This window comes from Rugamonas sp. (assembly GCF_025354735.1).
GTDB lineage: Bacteria > Pseudomonadota > Gammaproteobacteria > Burkholderiales > Burkholderiaceae_D > Rugamonas.
Genome location: NZ_JANXMI010000062.1, coordinates 1 through 25,106, shown reverse-complemented (window position 1 = coordinate 25,106; position 25,106 = coordinate 1). Strand labels below are relative to the sequence as shown.

Sequence of the window (25,106 nt, the reverse complement as noted above, 5' to 3'; positions counted from 1 at the left end):
CACCGTAGACAGTACCACGATTGTGTCGAATCGAATCCGCGCAATCGAACCGTCGGCGGCGCCGGCGAACGGGCGTAGGCTAGCGGGTGCCGAGCAGCGGGGGGCGGCTCACTCGTCGTCGGCGGCGATGCGGTTGCGGCCGGCGGCCTTGGCGCGGTAGAGCGCGGCGTCGGCGCGGCGCAGCAGGGCGTCGGTGCTGCTGTCGGCGTCGCCGCCCACGGCGATGCCGATGCTGACCGTGATCTTGCCCAGCGGCGCCGGCTGGTGCGGGATGTGCAGTGTTTCTATGCTCAGGCGCATGGTCTCGGCGATCTGGCGGGCCACGGCCGCGCCCGTGTTGGGCAGCACGATGGCGAATTCCTCGCCGCCGTAGCGGGCCACCAGGTCGCCGGCGCGGCGCGTGCTCAGTTGCAGCATGCGGGCCACGTTTTTCAGGCAGATGTCGCCGGCCTGGTGGCCGTAGCAGTCGTTGTATTTCTTGAAGTGGTCGACGTCGAGCATCACCACCGCCAGCGGCTGGCCGGCGCGCATGGCGCGCGCCCATTCGCGGGCCAGCACGTCGTCGAACTGGCGGCGGTTGGCCAGGCCGGTCAGGCCGTCGGTGGCCGACAGCGTGGCCAGCCGGCGGTTGGCTTCCTCCAGCTCGGCGGTGCGTTCGGCGACGCGCTGTTCCAGGCTGTCGTGCAGGCGTGCGTGGGCGATGGAAATGAGGGCCTGGGCACCCACCAGGCGCAGGAATTCGGCGCGCTCGGCGGTGAAGCTGGCGCGGGCCAGATTGTTTTCCAGGTAGATGATGGCGCCGATCCGGCCGCCGTGCCGGATCGGCAGGCACATCACCGACTTCGGCTGCCGCGCCTGCACGTAGGCATCGCTGGCGAAGCGCGGCGAGCGCGCCATGTCGTCGTCGATGATTTCGGCGCCGGTGCGGGCCACGTAGCGCAGCAGCGACAGCGGAAACTGCGGGTCGCTGTCGGCGTCGAGGCGCAGCGGCCGCGCCGGCAGCAGGGCCTGTGCATCACCGGCGCCGTCGGCGCTGTCGGCATCGGCGCCGACGTCGCCGTCGATGTCCGCTTCCAGCGACCACTCGCCTTCGTTCAGCAGCAACAGCCGCGCCACTTGGGCGCCGGAGTTTTCGCGGATGATGGCGATCAGGCGCCGTAGCACATTGTTCAGCCCGATTTCATTGGACAGCGCGTGCGACGCCTTGACGATGGAGGCGAGGTCGAGGCTGGCGTTGCCACCGTGGCTGTCGTAGCTGCCGCCGTGTAGGCTGTGCTGATTGTGCGGACCGTGCCGGCCGTGTTGCGGCAGCGTGCCGGCGCCGGCCATGAACGACGCCGCCATCTCGATGGCGGGGCGCTGGCCGCCGGCCGCATGGTGCGTCTGGGCGCCGGCCGGACGCGCCAGCAGCGCCGCGTGGCGCTCGGTGAGCTGCGCGACCTTGCCGTCGGCGCCCCAGCGTCCGTAGTGCGTCAGCGCGTCGTGCAGGAACAGCGCGGCGATGCGCTGCTGGCCTTGCTCGTCCCAGAATTCCGCGTACAGCTCGTTGCCCAGCGCTTGCAGGTTGACGTAGCCGGCGTCGCGCGCGGCGGCGATGCCGGCGGCGTAGTGGCGCATGGCCAGCGCCACGTCGCGCCGATAGCGCGCCGCTTCCGCTTCGAGCAGATGGTGGCGGGCGCCGAAGTTGTCGTCGCTGAGCGTGGCCCAGTCCCTGAAGCTGGCGCGCACGCCGTCCAGCCGGGCCAGCAGCGCGTCCGCATCGGCGCCGGCCCGGCCCGGCGCCATGCGCCGCAGCGCGCGCAGCCAGATCAGGGCCGCGTAAAAACTCGTTTCCGGCACCTTGGACTGGCGCCGCATCATGCGGGTGACGACGTCGAGCTGGCAGGCCAGCGCCTCGGCGTCGGCGGCGTCGAAGAAATAGGCGTTGCGGATTTTCCCTTGCAGGAAATAGGCGCGCAGCAGCGGCGAGCCGCCGTAGGTGTCGAGGTGGCGCTGTTCGCTGAAGGTGTCGTCGTCGTAGCGGTCGGCGCGCGGCGTCAGGCCCATCAGGCATTTGATGGGCTGGAGGGCGGCGGCGATGGTGCAGTCGACCATGTCGCGCTGGCCGTTGGCGCGCATCAGCGCGACGTCGCGTTCGGTCAGCTGGGCCAGCTCGGGCAGGTAGCGGCCCAGGATCAGGCGGTCGGTGGCGCGCACGGCGACCACCACGCCCACCTGCACGAAGTCGCCGCTGTCGACGGCCCAGCGGAAGGCTTCGTCGTTGAGTTCGTCGCAGCTGCTCAGCGGCCGGGTCCAGTGCTGGACCATGGCCGAAAACATCAAATAGGTCAGGGTGCGGGTCTGCAAGTTGGCGCGCCGCCTGGACAGCGCCAGCGCCATCGCGCCGAAGCCGTGGGCGCGCTCGTCGTGGCCGATGCGCAGGGCCTGCGCGACGGCGTAGCCGACGTAGGCGACCGAGGCGAAATCGCTGTTGCCGTGCTCGATGGCCAGCCGCGTCATCGACAACACCATCGTCAGGCTCAGGTGCTGCTGGCCGGCGTAGTAGCTGGCCATCCACAGCGCCTGCATCAGATGCATGGCGGCCAGCGCGGCCGGATCGCTCAGCTCGGCGGCCTCCAGCAGCTCGTCGAGCAGCGCCGCGTGGCCGCGCCCCGCCTCGCGCCGGGCGCACTGCGCTTGCGTGGCGTCGAACAGCGCCGGGATCTGCGCTTCGAGCGCGGCGGCGTCGTCGGCGATGGCGTAGCCGAGCAGGCCCAGGCCGCGGCGCGTGACTGCGATGGCGTCGAGCAGCCGGCCCTGCAATTGATACTGGTGGGCCTGCACGGCGATGCAGCGCACCTGCAGCAGCGGCGCGCCGCAGTGGGCCAGGATGTCGGGATAGATGGCGTCGGCGGCGGCGAAGTCGCCGCACAGATAGGCCGCTTCGGCCGCGCCCAGATGCAGCTCCAGGCACAGCGATGGCTGCGCGCGCCACGGTTGCTGCGGCAGCAGCGCCAGGCCGATGCGCAGGTGGCGCAGCGCCGGCTGGAAGGCGGACGCGCGCAGCGCTTTGGCGCCGGCGCGCTGGTTCAGCGCCGCCAGTTGCAGCCGTTCGGCGGCGTCGTCCATCAGCGCGCGGCCGCCGTTGAGCTGCTCGGTGATGGCGAACAGTTGCTGCTCCAGCGTCTGCGGCGTGGCGTGGCCGAGCAGCAGACGGCCGATGCACAGGTGGGTGGCCGGCCGCTCGTGCTCGGCGGCGACGGCGTAGGCCGCCTGCTGGACGCGGTCGTGCAGGAAGCGGTAGCCGATGCGCACGTCGGCGTCGGCGCCGGCGTCGTCGCCCAGGTATTTGTAGCGCTGGTCGATGGGGTGGATCAGGCCGGCCTCCAGCGCCGGCCACAGTTGCAGCTGGGTCTGGTGCGCGGGCAGCTCGCCGATCACGGCCAGCGTGGCCAGCTCGAAGCGGTTGCCGATGGCGGCGGCGCGCTGCAACTGGCGCTGGGTGGAGGCCGGCAGGCGGCGGATTTTATCGAGCAGCAGTTCGACCACGTTGCCGGTGTAGTCGGCCGCCGCCAGCGGCGCCAGGTCCCACTGCCAGCGGCGGCGTCCGGCATGGTAGCGCAGGTGGCCGGCCTGGTGGATCGCGGCCAGGAACTGGCCCAGGAAGAAGGGATTGCCCAGCGTTTTTTGATGGCACAGCGCCGTCAGCGGCGCGCAGTCGGCCGGCGCCAGCCGCAGCGTGTCGGCGATCAGGCGGCCGGTCTGCGCGGCGTCGAGCGCGGCGAGCGTGCAGTCGCCCAGGCGCGCGCCGTCGGTCCGCCACTGCTCGCGCAGCGTCGTCAAGGGATGGGTGGCACCGACCTCGTTGTCGCGGTAGGCGCCGATCAGCAGCAGGTGGCGGTTGCCGGCGTCGCGCAGCAGGCGGTCGAGCAGGCGCAGCGTCGACGCGTCGGCCCATTGCAGGTCGTCGATGAACAGCACCAGCGGATGGGTGGCGGCGCAAAACACCTGGATGTAGCGCTCGAAGCTGCGGTTCAGGCGGTGTTGCGCTTCGACCGGGGGCAGCGCGTCCGGCGCGGCCGTGGGGCCGACGATCAGCGCCAGTTCCGGGATCATCTCGACGATCACGCCGAGGTTGGCACCCAGCGCCGCGCGCAGCCTGGCGGCCCAGGCCTGGACTTGCGACTCGGCGCCGTGCAGCAGTTGCCGCATCAGTTCGCGGCACGCCTGCAGCAGCGCGGCGTAGGGCTGGTCGCGGCTGTACTGGTCGCACTTGCCGGCCGCGAAATGGCCGCGCCGCGCGACGATGGACTTGTGCACCTCATGCACCAGCGCCGACTTGCCGATGCCGGCGTGGCCGGCCACCAGCAGCATTTCGCCGGGGCCGGCGGCGCTGCGCTCGAAGGCGTCGAGCAGGGCGGTGATTTCGCGCTCGCGGCCGTACAGTTGTTGCGGAATCATCAGCCGGGGCTGCTGTTCCGGCGGCGGGCTGGCGTGCCGGTCGTCCCGGTCGCGTTGCAGGGGATGGCGCGCCGCCTGCCGGCAGCGTTGCAGATCCATGTGCAGCGCGTGGGCGTTTTGATAGCGCTGCTCGGCGTTCTTGGCGCACAGGCGCTGCACGACGAGGAGCAGCGGGCGCGGCACGGCGGCCAGCGCGGGCAGCGTCCAGTCCGGCTCGCGCGCCAGGTGGCTGTGCACCAGTTCCATCGGGTCGGCGCTGGCGTAGGGCGGCTGGCCGGTCAGCAGTTCGTACAGCGTGATGCCGAAGGCGTAATAGTCGGCGCGGTAGTCGACCATGCGGTTCATGCGTCCGGTCTGCTCGGGCGCCATGTAGCGCAGCGTGCCTTCGAGCGTGACCGGGTCGTCCGGCCGCTGGGTTTCCTGCGCCAGTTCGCAGGCGATGCCGAAGTCGATCAGCTGCAACTGGCGGCGCTGCGCGTTCCACACCAGGTTGGACGGGTTGATGTCCTTGTGGATCACGCCCTGGCCGTGGACGACGTCGAGCGCGCCGCACAGTTGCAACGCGATGTCGACCACGTCGTCCAGCGGCAGCGGGGCCGGCGCGCCGTCGCCCTGGCGCAGCAGACGGTCGAGCGAGGCGCCGCCGATATCGTCGTGCACGATCATCCAGCGTCCGCCCTGCTGGCGCAGCGCCAGCGGCCGCACGATGGCGGGGTGCCGGCAGCGGCGCGCGATCGCGTACTCGCGCTTGAATTGCGCTACTTGCTCGAAGGAGGGGGCGTCGTGGGCGAGGACTTTGACGATGACGGGCAGCTGTTCTGTCGTGGACAGGGTGCGGTAGACGAGCGAGCGATCACTGCTGTGTAGCGTTTCTGCTTGCTGGTAATCGCCGGGGTCACGCACGCTAATCATGTCATTCAGGTTGACCGCACAGAGTGGATATGCGCAATCGATATTGCAGCAAATATAATTATACTTGCGTTGCTTCTACAGGCGATTTCTTTTTTGCCGGCGGCTGGCGCGTGGGAGGCGCCAGCCGGGGGCAGGACTTAGTTGTGCGAGTGATGCGTCGCGGTGAGGCGGCGCATCAGCGGCAGGCAAGCGAGCGCGATCAGCGTGCAGACCATGGCGCCGATGCCGAGCTTGTTGAACAGGCTGGTGTAAATCTGCAGCGTTTGCAGCGGGTCGACGACGTCTTTCGGCACGCTGGCGTAGTTGGCCACCACGCCGCCCAGGTATTGCGAAATGCCGACGGCGACGAAGTAGGCGCCCATCATGAAGCCGCCCATGCGGGCCGGCACGTAGCGCGCCACCATCGCCAGGCCCAGGCCGCTCACCAGCAGTTCGCCGAAGGCGTTGAAGCCGTAGCCGAAGATCATCACCCACGACGAGGTCTTGCCGTTGACGGCGAACTGGCCGGCGATGCCGTAGACGAAGAAGCCGACGGCGACGACGGAGAAGCCGAGCGCGAACTTGGCGGCGATCGACAAATCCTTCTTGGCCGCGCCGGCCTTGGCGTACAGCCAGGCGAGCAGCGGGCTCAGGCACATGATCCAGATCGGGTTGAGCGCCTGGTACTGGGCCGGCGACCAGGTCCACAGGTGCATGCCCATGAAGCCGAAGTCCCAGTCCACATTGCGCAGCGCGAACAGCGACAGCGAGGTCGACATCTGCTGGTAGAAGATGAAGAACAACACGGTCTGCAGTGTTAACACCAGCGCGGCGATCAGCCCGGCGCGCTCGCTCACTTCGCTTTTGCGGATCAGGTGCCCGAAGATGGCCAGCACGACGATGCCGGCCAGGTAGACGAAGGCGCGCGCGATGTCGCGGTATTGCAGGATGACGGCCGAGGCGGCGACGACGACGAGGCCGCCGGCCAGCACCATCAGCAGCTTGCCGACGTTCAGCGGCTGCACGTCGGGCAGGGAGCCGACGTGGCGCAGCGTGTGGCGCATCATCATCAGGTTGAACAGGCCCAGCACGAGGCCGACGCTGCACACGGCGAAGGCGGCGTGCCAGCCCAGTTCGTTGCCGTAGGTGGCGTTGACGTAGTCCTTGACCCACGGCGTGGCCAGGATGGAGATGGTGGAGCCGACGTTGACGGCCATGTAGTAGAGCGTGAAGGCGCTGTCGATCTTGGAATCGTCGCCCTCGTAGATCTTGCGCACGAGGTTGGCGGTGTTGGGCTTGAACAAGCCGTTGCCGACCACCACCACGCCGAGCGCGGAGAACATGAACCAGGTGTTTTCGGTCGGCACGGCCATCAGCGCGTAGCCGATGCTGAGGATGATGGCGCCGGTAATCATCGAGCGCTTGGTGCCGAGCACCTTGTCGCCGATCCAGCCGCCGATGGCCGGCGACACGTAGATGAGCGCGGCGCAGGCGCTCCACACCAGGTTGGCGCGGCTGTCGTCGAAGCCGAGACGCTGCACCATGTAATAGACGATCAGCGCCTGCATGCCGTAGTAGCCGAAACGCTCCCACAGCTCGATCAGCGCCACCGTCATGAAGGAACGGGTTTGGCTAGGTAACGGTAATTGATGACTTGTCATTTCTGTCCCATAAATCATGTATTTGGCTTGCCGTAGAGCATTAATTTTGATCGTCGGCAAGGAACGGAAGGATGCTACGCGACACGGGCTGAACATGCAATATTGGCCGGCCGCGACTGTGGCGCGATGGCGCGATGATTTGTAACAAGGGCGGGGCGGCGATGCGGTAAAAAACATGGCGCGCTGCCGCCGGCGCTCTTTGCGCGTGCGCAAGAAGCTGGCGCGCGAATTCCCCCATACTTTGATTCCCGCCATTCAACCCGGCCAAGCCGCCCAGCCCAACAGGCGGCTGCCGGGGGTAATGTCACCGGCGTGCTAGACTGAATTGGACGACATATACAGGGTTGAACGGAGGATAGGTATATGGATACGACAGAAGGAAGAGACCGCATTACGGACGGAATTCCCAGTCCGGTCCTGGAGAAGCTACAGCGGGCGGCGCAGCAGACTGGTGCGACGCTGCATCAATTCATAGTCCAAGCGGCTCTGGAAAAAGCGGACATGATTATCGACGGCGACATTATCCTATATTCCCCCGCAGACGCCGCGATGTTGATGGACATGCTCGATGCGCCTGGGAAGCCCAACGCGGCATTGCTCAAGGCATTCGAGCGGTTTAAAAACAGGATGGAAGATGGCTCACTCCATATCCGCGTTGACAACGACGCATGAGGTTAGCGGGTTCAACTGTGCCAACCTCTACCTGTATTACGGTTTCGCCCGGCTCCTGTCCGATCCGCTGGGCCTTGCGATGCCGATATCGCATATCCCGTCTGCCGTGCAAATGGCGCCTTAGGTGCCTTAAACGCCATTTGCATTTGGTGAGCAAGCCGATTGATAATAGGCCACGCCGCCTTCAGCGCTTGCCGGCCCGCGTGCTGACGTCTATCCATACGGCCAGTGTCAGGATGCAGCCTTTGACGATCATCTGCCAGTAGGTGTCGACGTCGAGCATCGACATGCCGTTGTCGAGGCTGGCCATGACGAGGGCGCCGATTAGCGCGCCGTGCACGGTGCCGGAGCCGCCGCGCATGGAGGTGCCGCCGATGAAGCAGGCGGCGATGGCGTCGAGCTCGCCGGAGGTGCCGGCCGACGGCGAGCCGGCCGCCAGCCGCGCCGTGTTGATGACGCCGGCCAGCGCGCACATCAGTCCCATGATGCCGAAGATCCACAGCTTGATCGCCTGCACGTTGATGCCCGACAGCCGGGTCGCCTCCATATTGCTGCCGACGGCGTAGATGCGGCGGCCGAACACGGTTTGCGTGGTGATGTAGCTGAACAGTCCGAGCAGGGCCAGCAGCAGCAGCACGGGCAGCGGGATGCCTTCGTAATCGTTGAAGGTGGCCACGGCCGCCGCCAGCACGACCGCCGCGACCACCACCTTGACGCCGTCGCGCCACAGCGGCGTCTGCGGCAGGCCGTGCTCGGCGTTGCTGCGGCGCTGGCGCCACACCAGCACCAGCGTCAGCACGAACAGCGCCGCGCCCAGCGCGATGCCCCACTGCGGCGGCATATAGCCCTGGCCCAGGTAGACCAGGTCGGCCGACACGGGCGCCACCGTCATGCCGCCCGTGATGCCGAGCACGATGCCGCGATAGGCCAGCATGCCGCCCAGGCCGACGATGAAGGAGGGGATTTTCAGATAGGCCGTCAGGTAGCCGTTGAACAAGCCCGCCGCCAGGCCGCAGCCGAGCACGATCAGCAGGTTCAGCGGCAGCGCCAGGTGGTGGGAGACGTCGAGCACGGCCGCGATGCCGCCGAGCAGGCCGAGCAGCGAGCCCACCGACAGGTCGATCTCGCCGGCGATGATGACGAGCGACATGCCGCAGGCGACGACGCCGGTGATGGCCATCTGCCGCACCAGGTTCGACAGGTTGCGCGGCGTGACGAAGCCGCCCTCGGTCTTCCAGCTGAAGAAGGTCCAGATCAGCGCGATGGCGATCAGCAGGGCCAGCATTTTGTACTGCGTGAACAGCTGTTTGATGTGATTGCTTTTCATGGCATCCGATTCAATGGTGGGGTGCGGCGGAGGCCGGTACGGAAACAGGGGAGGATTGCGCCAGCGCGGCGGCCAGCACGGTTTCCTGCGTCAGGTTGCGGTTGACGAAGTCGCCGCGCAGCTGGCCTTCGCCGATCACCAGCACGCGGTCCGAAATGCCCAGCACCTCGGCCAGTTCGGACGACACCATGATGATGGACATGCCCTGCCGCGCCAGCTCGAACATCAGCTGGTAGATCTCGAACTTGGCGCCGACGTCGACGCCGCGGGTGGGCTCGTCGAGTATCAATATCTTCGGCTTGGTCAGCAGCATCTTGGCCAGCACGGCTTTTTGCTGGTTGCCGCCGGACAGCGAGGTGATGGGCAAGAACGGGCTGGCGGCGCGCAATTCGAGCAGCGCGATTTCGCCGCGTATCGCGTGCAGCTCCTGCTGCTTGTCGACGCGGGTGGCGTGGGCGAACTCGTTGAGCACGGCCAGCGTCATGTTCTGGCCGACGTCGAGGTCGGGCACGATGCCGTGGTGCTTGCGGTCTTCCGGCACCATGGCCAGGCCGGCGCGGATGGCCTTGAGCGGCGTGGCCGTGTCGATGCGCCGGCCGTGCAGCCAGACCTCGGCCTCGCTCACGCCCGGATAGGCGCCGAAGATGGCCGACACCAGCTCGGTGCGGCCGGAGCCGACCAGGCCGGCGATGCCGAGGATCTCGCCCTGTTTCAGCTGGAACGAGATATTGTCGACCCGTTTGCGCTCGGGATTGTCGGCGTCGTAACAGGTCACGTTGCGCGCCTCGAACACCACCTGCTCACCGACGGCGTGCTTGCGCTGCGGGTAGAGCTGGCTCATGTCGCGCCCGACCATCTGCGAGATGATGCGTTCCACGTTCATGCCCTGCATCGGCGTGGTGGCGATGTGCTTGCCGTCCCGGATGACGACGATGGTGTCGCAGATGGCGGCCACCTCGTCGAGCTTGTGCGAGATGTAGATGCAGGTCACGCCCTTGGCTTTCAGGCCGCGCAGCATGTCCAGCAGCACCGCGATTTCGGACGCCGTCAGCGACGACGACGGTTCGTCCAAAATGAGCAGCCGGGCGTTCTTGTTGAGGGCCTTGGCGATTTCGATCAGCTGCTGGTGGCCGCCGCCGTACTGCTTGACCGGCAGCACGACGTTGACATCGCCGATGTTGAGCTCGGCCAGTAATTGCTGGGCGCGCCGGTTCATGGCCGGATAATTCATGCGGCCGCCGGGCAGGGTGATTTCATTGCCGAGGAAAAGATTTTCCGTCACCGACAGTTCCGGCACCAGCATCAATTCCTGGTGGATGATGATGATGCCGGCCGCCTCGGTGTCGCGGATGGACTGGGCCTGCAAGGGCCGGCCATCGAACAGGATGTCGCCATCCCAGGTGCCGTGCGGATAGACGCCGGACAGCACCTTCATCAGGGTCGACTTGCCGGCGCCGTTCTCGCCGCACAAGCCTATGCATTCGCCGGCGCGGACCTGGAGGTCGATGCCGTCGAGCGCGCGGACACCGTCGAACTGCTTGACGATGCCCTTCATTTCGAGCAAAAAGTCAGCCATGCGTGTACACCGTAAAAGAAGAAGACGTCGCGGGGACGCCGAAGCGACGCCGGCCCGCGCGGTGGCGGGCGGCGTCTTGTCGGGCGCGGCGTCAGCCATGCCCGGCCTGCTACGCTTCTTAATTGGAGGACAGCTGGGCCTTGGTGTAGAAGCCGTCGTCGACCAGCACGGTGACGTTGGCCTTGGTCAGCGGGATCGGTTTGAGCAGCACGGTGTCGACCTTTTTCATGCCGTTGTCGTAGGTCGAATTGTAGGCCGGCTTTTCATTGCGCACCAGTTCGACGGCCAGCTTGGCCGCTTCCGAGGCGATCAGCTTGAGCGGCTTGTAGACCGTCATCGCCTGGGTGCCGGCGATGACGCGGCGCACGGCGGCCAGATCGGCATCCTGGCCCGAGACCGGCACCTTGCCGGCCAGTTTCTGCGCGGCCAGCGCCTGGATGGCGCCGCCGGCCGTGCCGTCGTTGGAGGCGACGATGGCGTCGATCTTGTTGTTGTTGGCCGTCAGCGCGTTCTCGACGATGGACAGCGCCTCCGACGGGTTCCAGTCCTTCACCCACTGCTTGCCGACGATTTTGATGTCGCCCTTGTCGATCAGCGGCTGCAGGATTTTCATCTGGCCTTCGCGCAGCATCTTGGCGTTGTTGTCGGTCGGCGCGCCGCCCAGCAGGTAGAAGTTACCCTTCGGCTGGACCTTGACGACGCCCTCGGCCTGCATCTCGCCGACTTTCTCGTTGTCGAAGGAAATGTAGGCGTCGATGTCGGAATTCAAAATCAGGCGGTCGTAGGAGATGACCTTGATGTGGGCCTTCTTGGCTTCCTGGATCGCGTTGTTGAGCACGGTGGCGTTGTAGGGCACGATGACGAGGGCGTCGACGCCGCGCGAAATCAGGTTTTCGATTTGCGCGATCTGGCGCTGCTCGCTGGCGTCGGCCGACTGCACGAAGACCTTGGCGCCCAGGCCTTCGGCGGCGGCGATGAAGAAATCGCGGTCGCGGGTCCAGCGCTCGACGCGCAAGTCATCGATCGAGAAACCGATTTTCGGATTCTTGGCGTCGGCCATGGCGGCGCTGCTGGAAATCGCCAACATGGCGCCGATCACTGCTGCTTTTAATATTTTATTCATCACTCTGTCTCCTTGAGGGTTGAAGCCGAACCTGTATTGGCGCGGTCTTCAGATAAATTGTTTTATTCGCTAAAGCACTGGCTTGAAGTCACGTCCGGTCTGCTTGTGCCACCTCCCTGTTCGATGAAAAATAACTTGCGTACTTAGTTGAGTACTCAATAGTTGCGTACTCAATGATTATGCCGTGGCAGGGTGTCGGCCACGCCACGATATTGAACCGCCAGTTCCATGCAGGCCCCCGTTTCCATCTGGCCGACGGTGGCGCGGTACAGCTGCTGCCACGGGGTCTGGCTGGGCGGCACGGCCGGCACGCCGGCGGTTTTGCGCAGCGCCAGTTCGGCGTCGGTGATAAGCATATCGCAGCGGCCCGCGTTCAGGTCGACGCGTATCGTGTCGCCGGTGCGCACCCACGCCAGGCCGCCGCCGACCGCGCTTTCCGGCGACGCGTTCAAGATGGACGGGCTGTCCGAGGTGCCGGACTGGCGGCCGTCGCCCAGCGTCGGCAGGGTGGTGATACCTCGCTTGATGAGGGCGTCCGGCGGCTGCATGTTGACCACTTCGGCCGAACCGGGCCAGCCGACCGGGCCGGCGCCGCGTATCACCAGCATGCAATCCTCGTCGATCTCCAGCGACGGGTCGTTGATGCGGGCGTGGTAGTCGCCTGAGCCGTCGAACACGATGGCGCGCGACTCGAACACGTTTTCGTGGCCGGGCCGGTTCAGATAGCGTTCGCGGAAGGCCGGCGAGATGACGCTGGTTTTCATGATGGCGAAATCGAACAGGTTGCCGCGCAAGACCATGAAGCCGGCCTGTGCCTTCAGCGGCGCGGCGTAGGGCGTGATCATTTCGCGGTCGTTGCTGTGCTTGCCTTCCAGGTTGGCCGCCATGGTGTGGCCGGTGACGGTGGGGCGCTCGGCGCGCAGCTTGCCGGCGTCGAGCAGCTCGCGCATCACGGCCGGCACGCCGCCGGCGCGGTGGAAGCGCTCGCCCAGGTATTTGCCGGACGGTTGCATGTTCAGCAGCAGCGGCACGTCGTGGCCGTAGTCCATCCAGTCCGAGGAATGCAGTTCGACGCCGGCGTGGCGCGCCATGGCCATGATGTGGGGCTGGGCGTTGGTCGAGCCGCCGATGGCGGCGTTGACGACGATGGCGTCGAGGAAGGCGTCGCGGGTGAGGATGGCCGACGGCTTGAGGTCGAGCCGCGCCATCTCGACGATGCGGCGTCCCGTTTCATAGGCCATCTGTCCCCGTTCGCGGTAGGGCGCGGGAATGGCCGAGCAGCCGGTCAGCGACATGCCCAGCGCCTCGGCCAGCGCGTTCATCGTCGAGGCCGTGCCCATGGTGTTGCAGTGGCCGGCCGACGGCGCCGAGGCGGCCGCGATTTGCAGGAATTTTTCTTCGTCGATGGCGCCGGCGGCCAGCTGGCGGCGGCCCTTCCAGATCGCCGCGCCGGAGCCGACCAGTTCGCCGTCCAGCCAGCCGTCGAGCATCGGCCCGCCCGACAGCACGATGGCGGGAATGTCGACCGTCGACGCGGCCATGATCTGCGCCGGCGTGGTCTTGTCGCAGCCGGTGGTGAGGACGACGGCGTCGATAGGATAGCCGTGCAGGATTTCCACCAGGCCCATGTAGGCCAGGTTGCGGTCGATGGCGGCGGTCGGGCGGCGGCAGTTTTCAAAGATCGGATGCAGCGGGAATTCCATGGCGATGCCGCCGGCGTCGCGGATGCCGTCGCGCACGCGGCGCGCCAGTTCCAGGTGGATGCGGTTGCACGGGCTGATGTCGCTGCCCGATTGGGCGATGCCGATGATGGGCCGGCCCGAGCGCAATTCGTCGGGCGTGATGCCGTAGTTCATGAAGCGTTCGAGGTAGAGCGCCGTCATGTCGATGTGGTCGGGATTGTCGAACCAGTCTTGCGAGCGGAAGCGGCGTTGCGGGGGCGTTGCGGGCTTTACGGTGTTAGTCATGATGCCGCCTCACGCTCCCGGGCCGTACCAGCCGGCGTCGACATAATAGTCGCGGCCGGAGCAGCGCGCCGCGTTGTCGGACGCCAGGAACAGCGCCATGGCCGCCACGTCTTCCGGTTCCACGCGCTCGTGCAGGCATTGGGCGGCGAGGATTTGCTGCTCGCCTTCGGCCGAGTGCCACAGCGCCATCTGGCGCGCCGTCTTGATCGAGCCGGGGATGATGCAGTTGACGCGGATGCCGTCCGCGCCGAGGTCGCGCGCGAGGCCGCGCGTCAAGCCTTCGATGGCGGCCTTGGCCGTCATGTACAGGGCCAGGTTGCTCAGCGCGAGGTGCCACGAGATCGAGCCGAAGTTCAGCACCACGCCGCCGCCGGCCGCCTTCATGCCGGGCGCCACGGCCTGGGCGCAAAAGAACTGGTGGCGCAGGTTGACGGCGAAGCTGTCGTCCCAATATTTCTGGGTGACGTTGGCCACCTGGTGGCGGTCGTCGTTGGCGGCGTTGTTGATGAGGATGTCGATGGCGCCGTGCTGCTGTTCGATGCCGGCGAAGGTGGCGGCCAGCGCGTCGAGGTCGGTTAAGTCGCAGTGCAGGAATTGCGGCGGCCGCGGGGCGGTGCGCAAGTCGTGCTCCAGCGTGCGTGAAGCGTCGTCGGCGATGTCGAGGAAGAATACTTGCGCGCCCTGTTTGACGAAGGCGTCGACCAGGGCCGCGCCGATGCCGGTGCCGCCGCCGGTGATCGCCACCCGCTTGCCGGCCAGGCTGGGGTAGGTGGCGTAGACCATGGGCGGGCGCGTGGTGGCCTGGATGGCGGACGGCGTCGTGCTGTCGCCGGTGCCGCCGGTGGTGATATCGATGCTCATGCTGATGTACGTCTCCGTTTTATTGTTTTGCTTGGCGCCGCTTGGTGCGGCTTGGTGCTGCTTAGTGTCGTTTAATGCGATTGCGTGTCGTCGAGTGCCGTTTAGTTTATTCAGTCCTGCTGCTCCGGCAAGCCGCGCGCGGCCAGGCTGCGGTACAGCGCGCGCACGCCGAAGGTCCACGGCGCGATGGCGTCGCTGTACTGGACGTGGTTGACCAGCGCGCCCAGCGCGGGACTGGCGATGGTCACGCGGTCGCCCGCATGGTGGGTGAAGCCGGCGCCGGCCGCGCCGCGGTCCTGCACCGGCGAGAACATAGTGCCGAGGAAGAGCATATAGCCGTCCGGGTATTGGTGGTGCGGGCCGCTGGCGTGCTCGACCAGCTCCAGCGGATCGCGGCTGATCTCGCGCATGCGGCTCACGCCGGACAGTTTGAAATCGTCGTCGGCGCCTTCGATGACCAGGCTCACTTCGGTGTTGCGCACGGTGTCGAGTGTGAAGCGGCCATCGAACAAACGGATGAAGGGGCCGATGGCGCAGGAGCCGTTGTTGTCCTTGGCCTTGCCGAGCAGGAGGGCGCTGCGGCCCTCGAAGTCGCGCAGATTGACGTCGTTGCCCAGCGTGGCGCCGACCACTTGCGAGCGGCTGTTCACGGCCAGCACGATTTCCGGCTCGGGATTATTCCATTGCGATTCGCGGTGGATGCCGACGTCGGCGCCGTGGCCGACGGCCGACATCGGCTGGGCCTTGGTGAACACCTCGGCGTAGGGGCCGATGCCCACTTCCATGTATTGCGACCAGGCGCCGCGCTGGACCAGTGCCTGTTTCAGCTTGTCGGCGTCGGCCGAGCCGGGGCGGATGGTCGACAGGTCGGCGCCGATGCTGGCCAGCAGTTCGGCGCGCAGCGCGGCGGCGCGGCTGGCGTCGCCGCCGGCCTGTTCTTCGATCACGCGTTCGAGCAGGCTGACGGCGAAGGTCACGCCGCAAGCCTTGATCGCTTGCAGGTCGCAGGGCGCCAGCAGTCGCGGCGTGTCGGGGCCGGGCCGCGCCATTTCCTCCATCCATTCCACGGCCGGGCCCAGCGGTTCGCCCGGCACGGTGCGGGCGTAGGCGGCCACGTCGTCGCGTTCCAGGAGGTCGGCCACGGTCGGCGCCCGCGCCGTGATATCCCATACGATGCCGTCGCGCACGACGACCACGCAGGGACCGTCGACCGCGCCGCCACGCCACACGCGGCCGACCAGCAGCGCCGCGTCCACATCCACCGGCAAGGCTTGCGCTTGCGTCATCTGTTGCATCATTTGAACTGAATTCCTGAACTGAGATGTTTAGTGATCTACGGTAACATTAATTACCATGAAATGTTACCGCAACCATTTGAGTGTAGATCGATTGAATCAATGTTGTCAAATATTCTCTCACAGAGTTTTTCGGCTTGTCGATAGCGCTGGGAAACGTGGCGGGGCGTGTGGTAAAGTCCGGGACTTGAAATTGCGCTCGGCTTGCGCGGGGCGCCAGCGTAGCGGGCGGCGCGATCGGGGTCCGCCCCGTTTGAGCTTAGTGGCCGCGGTCGCCGTTGGCCGGCGGGGTCGGCCCCCGGTCTTGACCCCATCGCCACGTCGGCGGGCGATATCGCACCGGCGCCATGCCTCCATCCAGCTTGATCGACCGAAAACTATGCAGTCCAACACCGACATCGAAGCGACTTCCAACCCGACCATGGCCGACGTGGCACGGCTGGCCGGGGTGTCGTCGATGACGGTGTCGCGCGTGATGAACGGCGACGCCAAGGTGCGGGCATCGACCCGGTCGCGCGTCGATGCCGCCGTCGCCGCGCTGCATTACGTGCCGAACCAGTCGGCGCGCGGGCTGGCCGGCATCAAGCCGATCCGGCTCGGATTTTTGTACAGCAATCCGAGCGCCGGCTACCTGACGGAATTCCTCATGGGCCTGCTGAACCAGGCCAGCCTGAGCAACGTGCAGCTGGTGGTGGAAAAGTGCGAAGGCGGCGAGCGCAGCGAACACGGCGTCGAGCAGACGCGGCGCTTGATCGCCAACGGCGTCGACGGCATCATCCTGCCGCCGCCGCTGTGCGACACGGCCCATCTGGTCGAGCTGATCGCGGCCTCGGCGGTGCCGGCGGTGACGGTGGCGCGCGGCACGCAGGATCCGCGCGTGTGCGGCATCAGCATCGACGATTACCACGCCGCCTATGCGATGACGGCGCACCTGATCGCGCTGGGCCACCGGCGCATCGGCTTCGTCATCGGCCATCCGGTGCAGAGCGCCAGCGCGCGGCGGCTGGCCGGTTTCCAGGCCGCGATCGCGGACGGCGGCGTCGACGCCGGCGCCGAGCTGATCGTGCAGGGCATGTTCAGCTACCGTTCGGGGCTGGACGCGGCCGAAGCGCTGTTGGCGCTGGCGCAGCGGCCGACGGCCATTTTCGCCAGCAACGACGACATGGCGGCGGCGGCGGTCGCCATCGCGCACCGGCGCGGCCTCGACGTGCCGGGCGACTTGACGGTGGCCGGCTTCGACGACACGGCGCTGGCGACGACGATCTGGCCCGAGCTGACCACGGTGCGCCAGCCGATCACGGAAATGGCCGAGACGGCGGTGCGTTTTCTGGTGCGGCGCGTGCGCGCCCTGCGCGGCGGCGCGCCGGAAGCGCCCGAGCATCTGGTGATGGATTACGCGCTGATCCGGCGCCAGTCCGACGCCGCGCCACGGCTGCGTCCCGCGATGCCGGCGCTGGCAGTAAAACGCGATCAAGCCACAGTCTCGTAAATCGGGGGGCGGACCCCGTAGTCGCGCCGCCGGCCTTGCAGCACCAGATCCGCTCGCTTTCGTCGCGCCGTCCGGCGCGCGCATGCCACAAGCATGCAATACTTCTTCGCGCTGGCGGCCATAGGGCAAACTGGGGAGATAAAAACGGAGGAGGCATCGATGGAATCGAACCATACTATATTGCCGGCGGCGCCGGCCACCGGCCGGGATCTGCGCGCCGTGGCCGATTTGCCGGGGCCGCCCGGCTGGCCGGTGCTGGGCAATCTGCCGCAGATGCGGGTCGAGCGCATCCACCGCGACGTCGAGGATTGGACGCGCCAGTTCGGCCCGCTGTTCAAGCTGCGCTTCGGACCGCTGCCGGTGCTGGTGGTGGCGGGGCACGAGGCCGTCAACGCCATCTTGCGCGATCGGCCGGACGGCTTCCGGCGGCCGCGGGTGACGGCCAACGTGACCGCCGAGCTGGGCGGCAAGCCGGGGCTGTTCATGGCCGAGGGCCAGGCCTGGCGCGACCAGCGGCGCATGGTCATGGCCGGTTTCGCGCCGCACGCGATCAAGGCGTATTTTCCGGCGCTGGTGACGGTGGCGCGGCGTTTGCAGCGGCGCTGGCAGGACGCCGCCGGCGCCGGCCGGGTCATCGACCTGATGGGCGACCTGAAGCGCTACACGGTCGACATCATCGCCGGCCTGGCCTTCGGCGCCGAGGTCAACACCATCGACGGCGGCGAGGACGTGATCCAGCGCCATCTCGACCGGATATTGCCGGCGGTGGCGCGGCGCAGCATCGCGTGGTTTCCGCACTGGCGCTATATCAAGCTGCCGGCGGACCGCCGGCTGGACCGCAGCATCGCCGGCATGAACCATGAAATCGCCACGCTGATCGCCGCCGCCCGCGCGCGCATGGCGGCCGAGCCGGCGCGGCGCGCGCGTCCCGTCAACCTGCTGGAGGCGATGATCGCCGCCGCCGATGAGGGCGGCAGCGGTGTCGACGATGACGCCGTGGCCGGCAATGTGATGACGATGTTGCTGGCCGGCGAGGATACGACGGCCAACACGCTGGCGTGGATGTTGTATCTGCTGCACCGTCATCCGGCGGCGCTGCGCCGGGCGCAAGAGGAGGTGCGGCGGCTGGCGCCGGATCCGGCCGGGTTCACGGTCGAGCAAATGGACGGCCTGGAATATCTCGACGCCTGCATCCAGGAGGCGATGCGGCTGAAGCCGGTGGCGCCGTATATTCCGCTCGAGGCGCTGCGCGACACGGTGGTCGGCGATGTCGCCGTGCCGCGCGGGATGCTGGTGTGGTGCGTACTGCGTCACGATGCGGTGGACGAGGGCCACGTGCCGCGCGCGGCGGCGTTCGAGCCGGAGCGCTGGCTGGCCGGCGGCGGGCAGGCCATGGACAAGCGCCTGGGCCAGCCTTTCGGCGGCGGCTTGCGGACGTGTCCGGGCCGTTATCTGGCGCTGCTGGAAATTAAGGCCGCGATGGCGATGCTGTTGTCGACTTTCGAGCTGGCCGCCGTCGACACGCCGGACGGCGGCGAGGCGCGCGAGTTGATGGGGTTTGTGATGTCGCCGCTGGGCTTGACGATGCGCCTGCGGCCGCGCGCGGCGAGCTGAATCCGGGCGCCGCGACAAAATGAGGCACTTTGTTTTTTATCGTTCAAAAACAAGCGCTTGGCCGGTGCCGGGGAAGCTTGTTAACAAGCTTATCCACAGATAGTGTTAACAACTCGGGGCAGGGCGCGGCGGCGGAAGTGGACTTCGGGGCGGTGGCCGGCCCCGGTTTGAGACTGGCCGCCGCCGCTTGATCCTTGCGCTTAATCCTTGATTTCCAGCGCCCGGTTCAGACTCAGCGCGGCCAGCGAGCCGACCGATCCCGACAGCAGGTACAGGCTGACGTAGCCGAGGCCGAAGTGGGCCGACAGGCCCAGCGCGACCAGCGGCGCGAAGCCGGCGCCGACCAGCCAGGCCAGGTCCGACGTCAGCGCGGCGCCGGTGTAGCGGTAGCGCGCCTCGAAATTGGCCGTCACCGCGCCGGCCGCCTGGCCGTACGACAGGCCCAGCAGCAGGAAGCCGACCAGGATGAAGATGTTCTGGCCGACGTCGCCGCCGCCCATCAGCGTCGGCACGAAGCCGCTGAACACGGCGATCGCGGCGGCCAGCGTGCCGAGCGTGGTGCGCCGGCCGAAGCGGTCGGCGACCAGGCCGGAGACGATGATGCCGACGATGGACAGCGCCGCGCCGCCGATCTGCAGGTAGAGGAAATCGCTGACGTTGCGCTCCGAATAAATCGAAATCCACGACAGCGGGAACACCGTCACCAGATGGAACAGCGCGTAGCTGGCCAGCGCGGCCAGGGCGCCGATGACGATGTTGCGGCTTTGCGACTGGCTCATCTCCATGACGCTGACCGGTTCGAGCTCGCGCTCATCGAGCAGGTGCGAGTATTCCGGCGTCGACACGAGGCGCAAACGGGCGAACAGGGCGACGACGTTGATGGCGAAGGCCACGTAGAAGGGGTAGCGCCAGCCCCAGTCGAGGAAGTCGGCGCGGTCCAGGTTGGTGAGCATGTAGGCGAACACGCCGGCGGCGATCATGAAGCCGACCGGCGCGCCGAGCTGGCCCAGCATGGCGTACCAGCCGCGTTTTTCCTTGGGCGCGTTGAGCGCCAGCAGCGACGGCAGGCCGTCCCAGGAGCCGCCCAGCGCCAGGCCTTGGCCGATACGCAACATCGACAAGATGACTACGGACAGGGCGCCCAAATCAGAGTATTCTGGCAAGAATGCGATGCCGACAGTCGAAACGCCCAGCAGGAACAGCGCGATCGTCAACTTGACTTCCCGGCCGTATCGCTTCTGTAGCGCCATGAAGATCAGCGTACCGATAGGCCGGGCGATGAAGGCCAGGGAAAAGATGGCAAAGGCGTACAGCGTCCCGTCCAGTTTGCTTTGATGCGGAAAGAAGATCGACGGAAATACCAGCACCGAAGCAATCGCGTACACGAAGAAATCGAAGTATTCTGAAGCACGCCCGATCACCACTCCAATGGCGATCTCTCCCGGCGCTATCGTACCGTGACGAGAGTTAATGCTGCGCGCGGCGCTGCTGTTGGAGCCGTGGGCGTGGGGGGTGGGGCTGTCGTAGCCTGTTGTGTTTGCCATGATCGCGTCTCGTTTCTTTTAGTATTGTTCTGTTCTACATCTGTTCTTTTAGTCCTGTGCTCTACATCTGAATCTGCGTCTGAATCTACGTCCTACTGCAACCGCCTTTTGCAACCGAGTTACGTAAGTGTTTTACATCCTGGTAGTGTATCTGCGGCGCTCGCCGGGGGTGGACAAAGTGTCCAATCGCCAATGAGCGTCGTTAGCGTTACAGTACCATGTTATTAATCCTACGTATCACACAACAGCGCATGATTTCATTGATAGCACGTCGCGGATTACGCTTTCTCCCCATGTTGTTGCTCGCGGGCTGCAACACGGTGGTGATGAATCCGTCCGGCGATATCGCAGCCCAGCAGGCACACCTGGTTATGGTGTCGACTTTGCTGATGCTGCTGATTATCGTACCGGTGATAGTACTCATTTTCTTATTCGCCTGGCATTATCGGAAGGGTAATACCACCGCCAGATACGAGCCGGACTGGGATCACTCGACCCAGCTGGAACTGCTGATCTGGGGCGCGCCGCTGCTGATCATCATCGTCCTCGGCCTCATCACCTGGATCTACACCCACTTGCTGGACCCTTACCGTCCGCTCAGCCGCCTCGACGAACACCGCCCGATTTCGGCCAACGTCAAGCCGCTGGAAGTGGACGTGGTGGCGATGGACTGGAAGTGGATGTTCATCTATCCCGAACTGGGCATCGCCACCGTCAACGAGCTGGTGACCCCGATCGACGTGCCGGTGCGCTTCAAGATGACGTCGTCGTCGGTGATGAACGCCTTCTATATTCCCGCGCGGGCCGGCATGGTCTACACCATGCCCGGCATGGAAACGCAGCTCAACGCGGTGATGAACAAGGTCGGCGTCTACGACGGTTTCTCGTCGAACTACAGCGGCGCCGGTTTCTCGGACATGAAGTTCAAATACCACGGCGTCACGCAAGCCGATTTCGACACCTGGGTGCAGCAGACCCGCACGGGTAACAAGCTGACCCGCGCCGCCTACGTGGCACTCGACAAGCCGACCATCAAACACCCGATCATGCACTTCGGCAGCATCGATGAGGGCTTGTACGGCCTGATCCTGAACCGCTGCGTGACGGAAGGCTCGGTCTGCATCAACACCATGATGCACCAGGACTCCAAACGCATCCAGTCGGCCGGCGCCGTCAAGGAAGCGGCCAAAGAAATCTGCGCCACCCCGGTCGCCGCCATCGCCCAACCTACCCGTAAAAACTGACATGTCCGATATTAACCTGACCAAACTGATCTTTGGGCGGCTGACGCTGGAAGCGATTCCATATCACGAGCCCATCCTGATCGGCACCTTCGCCATGGTGGCAGTGGGCGGCCTCGCGCTGCTCGCCGCCATGTTCAAATTCCGCCTGTGGGGCCCGCTGTGGCGCGACTGGATCACCTCCATCGACCACAAGAAGATCGGCATCATGTACATGGTGCTGGCCATCGTCATGCTGCTGCGCGGCTTCTCCGACGCGCTGATGATGCGCGCCCAGCAGGCCTTCGCCTTCGGCGACAGCGCCGGCTTCCTGCCGCCGCACCACTACGACCAGGTCTTCACCGCCCACGGCACCATCATGATCTTCTTCGTGGCCATGCCTTTGGTGACGGGCCTGATGAACTACGTGGTGCCGCTGCAGATCGGCGCGCGCGACGTCTCCTTCCCCTTCCTGAACAACTTCTCGTTCTGGATGACCACCTTCGGCGCGATGCTGACGATGGCCTCGCTGTTCGTCGGCGAATTCGCCCGCACCGGCTGGCTGGCCTTCCCGCCGCTGTCGGGCATCATGGCCAGTCCCGACGTCGGCGTCGACTATTACATCTGGTCGCTGCAGGTGGCCGGGGTGGGGACCACGCTGTCCGGGGTCAACCTGATCGCCACCATCGTCAAGATGCGCGCGCCGGGCATGAGCCTGATGAAAATGCCGGTCTTCACCTGGACCGCGCTGTGCACCAACGCCCTGATCGTCGCCACCTTCCCGATCCTGACCGTGACGCTGGCCATGCTGTCGCTGGACCGCATGGTCGGCACCAACTTCTTCACCAACGACCTCGGCGGCAACCCGATGTTGTACGTCAACCTGATCTGGATCTGGGGCCACCCCGAGGTCTACATCCTGGTGCTGCCGGTGTTCGGCGTGTTCTCGGAAATCGTCTCCACCTTCAGCGGCAAGAAGCTGTTCGGCTACACCTCGATGGTCTACGCCACCGTCGTCATCACCGTGCTGTCCTACCTGGTGTGGCTGCACCACTTCTTCACCATGGGCTCGGGCGCCAGCGTCAACTCCTTCTTCGGCATCACCACGATGATCATCTCGATCCCGACCGGGGCCAAGATCTTCAACTGGCTGTTCACCATGTACAAGGGCCGCATCCGCTTCGACGTGCCGATGCTGTGGACCATGGGCTTCATGGTCACCTTCGTCATCGGCGGCATGACCGGCGTGATGCTGGCCGTGCCACCGGCCGACTTCGTGCTGCACAACTCGCTGTTCCTGATCGCCCACTTCCACAACGTCATCATCGGCGGCGTGGTGTTCGGCTGCTTCGCCGCGATCAACTACTGGTTCCCGAAAGCCTTCGGCTTCAAGCTCGATGAATTCTGGGGCAAGATCTCGTTCTGGTGCTGGCTGGTCGGCTTCTGGGTCGCGTTCACGCCGCTGTACGTCATGGGCTTCATGGGCATCACCCGCCGCATGAACCACTTCGAGGATCCGTCGCTGCAAAAGTTCTTCGTCATCGCCGCCATCGGCGCGCTGATCATCGCCGCCGGCATCGGCGCGATGCTGGTGCAGTTCTACGTCAGCTGGAAGAACCGCGACGCGCTGCGCGACGTCACCGGCGACCCATGGGGCGGCCGCACGCTGGAGTGGGCCACCTCGTCGCCACCGCCGGACTACAACTTCGCCTTCACGCCCGTCGTGCATGAGAGCGACAGCTGGGCCGACATGAAGGCCAACGCCTACCAGCGTCCGACCAGCGGTTTCGTCGCCATCCACATGCCGAAGAACACGGCCGCCGGCTTCATCATCTCGGCCTGCGCCGCGGCGCTCGGCTTCGCCATGATCTGGCAGATGTGGCTGGTCGCCGGCCTGAGTTTCGTCGCCATGCTGGCCGCCGTCATCATCCATACCTTTAACTACAAGCGCGATTTCTACATCCCCGCGGAAGAAGTCGTCCGCACCGAAGCCGCGCATACCCGTTTCCTGGAAAGCCATGTCTGACACTATCGCCAACGGCGCCGTGAGCGCCGACCCGAGCGCGCGTTACTACGTGCGCGACCACCACCCGGAAAACGGCACCCTGCTGGGTTTCTGGATTTACCTGATGAGCGACTGCCTGCTGTTCGCGGGCCTGTTCGCGGCGTACGCCGTGCTCGGCCGCAACTTCGCCGGCGGCCCGTCGGGCGCCGAGGTGTTCGACCTGCCGACGGTGGCCCTGAACACGGCCTTCCTGCTGCTGTCGTCGATCACCTACGGCTTCGCCATGATCGCGGCCCAGCGCAAGCACCTGAAGGGCGCCATCATCTGGCTGGCCGTCACCGGCCTGTTCGGCCTGTCGTTCCTGTACCTGGAACTGCAGGAGTTCGCGCACCTGATCGCCGAGGGCAACGGCCCGCAGCGCAGCGCCTTCCTGACCTCGTTCTTCGCGCTGGTCGGCACCCACGGCCTGCACGTGACGTTCGGCTCGGTCTGGCTGGTGACCTTGATGGTCCAGCTGGGCAAGCATGGCCTGACGCCTGAAAACCTGCGCCGCATGATGTGCCTGTCGATGTTCTGGCACTTCCTGGACGTGATCTGGATCGGCGTGTTCACCTTTGTTTATCTGATGGGAGTCCTGCCATGAGCGCACCACATAATCACTCTGGGCACGACGACCACGGACACGACGATGGCGCGCCGCACGGCAGCCTGAAGGACTACGCGATCGGCTTCGTGCTGTCGGTGATCCTGACGGCGATCCCGTTCTTCCTGGTGATGCACAAGGTGTTCGACAAGTCGAGCACCACCGCCGCCGTCATCCTGGGCTTCGCCGCCGTGCAAGTGATCGTCCACATGGTCTACTTCCTGCACATGAACGGCAAGGTCGAAGGCGGCTGGTCCATCCTGGCGACGCTGTTCACGCTGGTGCTGCTGCTGATCGTGCTGTCCGGTTCGATCTGGGTCATGTACCACATGAACGTCAACATGATGCCGGGCATGGGCAAGGACGTGCACAATATGAACGACATGCAATGAACCATGGGCCGGACGTCTTAGACGCGCCGCGCCCGCGTTCCCGCACCCTGCGCATCAGTGTGGCGATTTTCGCCACACTGATGTTGGCAGGGTTTTTTGCTTTGGGGACCTGGCAAGTGTTTCGTCTGCAGTGGAAACTGGCGCTGATAGAGCGGGTCGAGCAGCGCGTGCACGCGGCCCCGGTGGCCGCGCCCGGCGTGGCCGAGTGGCCGCGGGTGGCCGCCGACAGCCACGAGTACCGCCACGTGCGGCTGGGCGGCGTCTACCTGACGCGGCAGGCGACGCGGGTGCTGGCGTCGACCGAGCAGGGCGTCGGCTACTGGATGCTGACGCCGCTGTGCACGGGCGACGGCGCCATCGTCATGGTCAACCGCGGCTTCGTGCCG

The 25,106-nt window shown here is 66.0% G+C and carries 17 protein-coding genes; 8 read left to right on the top strand and 9 right to left on the bottom strand.

Features of this window, described 5'->3' with window-relative positions; genetic code table 11:
* Window positions 1-108 precede the first annotated feature (108 nt).
* Together Q0S71_RS06460 and Q0S71_RS06455 are read right to left on the bottom strand one after the other, a co-directional pair.
* Complete coding sequence (locus Q0S71_RS06460; RefSeq protein WP_295993060.1) at window positions 109-5,352, bottom strand: diguanylate cyclase; 5,244 nt, start codon at window positions 5,350-5,352, stop codon at window positions 109-111.
* 137 nt (window positions 5,353-5,489) lie between these two features.
* Window positions 5,490-6,992, bottom strand: a complete 1,503-nt coding sequence (locus Q0S71_RS06455) for a peptide MFS transporter (protein ID WP_295993057.1) — start codon at window positions 6,990-6,992, stop codon at window positions 5,490-5,492.
* Between the two features lie 363 nt (window positions 6,993-7,355).
* On the opposite strand from Q0S71_RS06455, the gene Q0S71_RS06450 reads away from it, so the two are divergent.
* The gene (locus Q0S71_RS06450) at window positions 7,356-7,664 is read left to right on the top strand and encodes a DUF1778 domain-containing protein (protein ID WP_295993054.1); all 309 of its coding nucleotides are present in this window, start codon (window positions 7,356-7,358) and stop codon (window positions 7,662-7,664) included.
* A gap of 184 nt (window positions 7,665-7,848) precedes the next feature.
* Here the strand turns inward: Q0S71_RS06450 and Q0S71_RS06445 are convergent, their stop codons facing one another.
* The 6 genes from Q0S71_RS06445 to Q0S71_RS06420 all read right to left on the bottom strand — a co-directional run bounded on the left by Q0S71_RS06445 (window position 7,849) and on the right by Q0S71_RS06420 (window position 15,813).
* Window positions 7,849-8,991, bottom strand: coding sequence for a sugar ABC transporter permease (locus Q0S71_RS06445; protein ID WP_295993052.1), 1,143 nt, complete (start codon window positions 8,989-8,991; stop codon window positions 7,849-7,851).
* A gap of 10 nt (window positions 8,992-9,001) precedes the next feature.
* On the bottom strand, window positions 9,002-10,567 hold the full coding sequence (gene xylG, locus Q0S71_RS06440; protein ID WP_295993050.1) for a D-xylose ABC transporter ATP-binding protein: 1,566 nt from the start codon (window positions 10,565-10,567) through the stop codon (window positions 9,002-9,004).
* A 118-nt stretch (window positions 10,568-10,685) separates the two neighbouring features.
* Complete coding sequence (gene xylF / locus Q0S71_RS06435; protein ID WP_295993047.1) at window positions 10,686-11,690, bottom strand: D-xylose ABC transporter substrate-binding protein; 1,005 nt, start codon at window positions 11,688-11,690, stop codon at window positions 10,686-10,688.
* A gap of 170 nt (window positions 11,691-11,860) precedes the next feature.
* Entirely contained in the window at window positions 11,861-13,657 is a 1,797-nt protein-coding gene (locus tag Q0S71_RS06430) for an IlvD/Edd family dehydratase (RefSeq protein WP_295993044.1), read from the bottom strand.
* Window positions 13,658-13,666: 9 nt separating this feature from the next.
* Window positions 13,667-14,440, bottom strand: coding sequence for an SDR family NAD(P)-dependent oxidoreductase (locus Q0S71_RS06425; protein WP_295993066.1), 774 nt, complete (start codon window positions 14,438-14,440; stop codon window positions 13,667-13,669).
* Between the two features lie 188 nt (window positions 14,441-14,628).
* Complete coding sequence (locus Q0S71_RS06420) at window positions 14,629-15,813, bottom strand: fumarylacetoacetate hydrolase family protein (RefSeq protein ID WP_295993063.1); 1,185 nt, start codon at window positions 15,811-15,813, stop codon at window positions 14,629-14,631.
* Between the two features lie 379 nt (window positions 15,814-16,192).
* On the opposite strand from Q0S71_RS06420, the gene Q0S71_RS06415 reads away from it, so the two are divergent.
* Complete coding sequence (locus Q0S71_RS06415) at window positions 16,193-17,302, top strand: LacI family DNA-binding transcriptional regulator (RefSeq protein WP_295993042.1); 1,110 nt, start codon at window positions 16,193-16,195, stop codon at window positions 17,300-17,302.
* A 159-nt stretch (window positions 17,303-17,461) separates the two neighbouring features.
* Complete coding sequence (locus tag Q0S71_RS06410; RefSeq protein ID WP_295993039.1) at window positions 17,462-18,916, top strand: cytochrome P450; 1,455 nt, start codon at window positions 17,462-17,464, stop codon at window positions 18,914-18,916.
* Between the two features lie 200 nt (window positions 18,917-19,116).
* Here the strand turns inward: Q0S71_RS06410 and Q0S71_RS06405 are convergent, their stop codons facing one another.
* Window positions 19,117-20,460: an MFS transporter gene (locus Q0S71_RS06405; protein WP_295993038.1), complete on the bottom strand. Its 1,344-nt coding sequence runs from the start codon at window positions 20,458-20,460 to the stop codon at window positions 19,117-19,119.
* A 251-nt stretch (window positions 20,461-20,711) separates the two neighbouring features.
* Here Q0S71_RS06405 and cyoA point away from each other — a divergent pair, with 251 nt between their 5' ends.
* From cyoA to Q0S71_RS06380, 5 genes are all read left to right on the top strand, one after another.
* On the top strand, window positions 20,712-21,704 hold the full coding sequence (cyoA, locus tag Q0S71_RS06400) for a ubiquinol oxidase subunit II (RefSeq protein ID WP_295993036.1): 993 nt from the start codon (window positions 20,712-20,714) through the stop codon (window positions 21,702-21,704).
* A gap of 1 nt (window position 21,705) precedes the next feature.
* On the top strand, window positions 21,706-23,706 hold the full coding sequence (gene cyoB, locus Q0S71_RS06395; RefSeq protein WP_295993034.1) for a cytochrome o ubiquinol oxidase subunit I: 2,001 nt from the start codon (window positions 21,706-21,708) through the stop codon (window positions 23,704-23,706).
* Complete coding sequence (gene cyoC / locus Q0S71_RS06390) at window positions 23,699-24,328, top strand: cytochrome o ubiquinol oxidase subunit III (RefSeq protein ID WP_295993031.1); 630 nt, start codon at window positions 23,699-23,701, stop codon at window positions 24,326-24,328. The genes cyoB and cyoC overlap by 8 nt, the downstream gene beginning before the upstream one ends.
* Window positions 24,325-24,720 carry a cytochrome o ubiquinol oxidase subunit IV gene (gene cyoD, locus Q0S71_RS06385; protein ID WP_295993028.1) on the top strand — a complete coding sequence of 132 codons (396 nt, stop codon included), beginning with the start codon at window positions 24,325-24,327 and terminating at the stop codon, window positions 24,718-24,720. Before cyoC ends, cyoD begins: the two co-directional genes overlap by 4 nt.
* Window positions 24,717-25,106: SURF1 family protein (locus Q0S71_RS06380; RefSeq protein WP_295993025.1), on the top strand; the 390-nt coding region annotated here is incomplete at its 3' end. The genes cyoD and Q0S71_RS06380, both read left to right, overlap by 4 nt.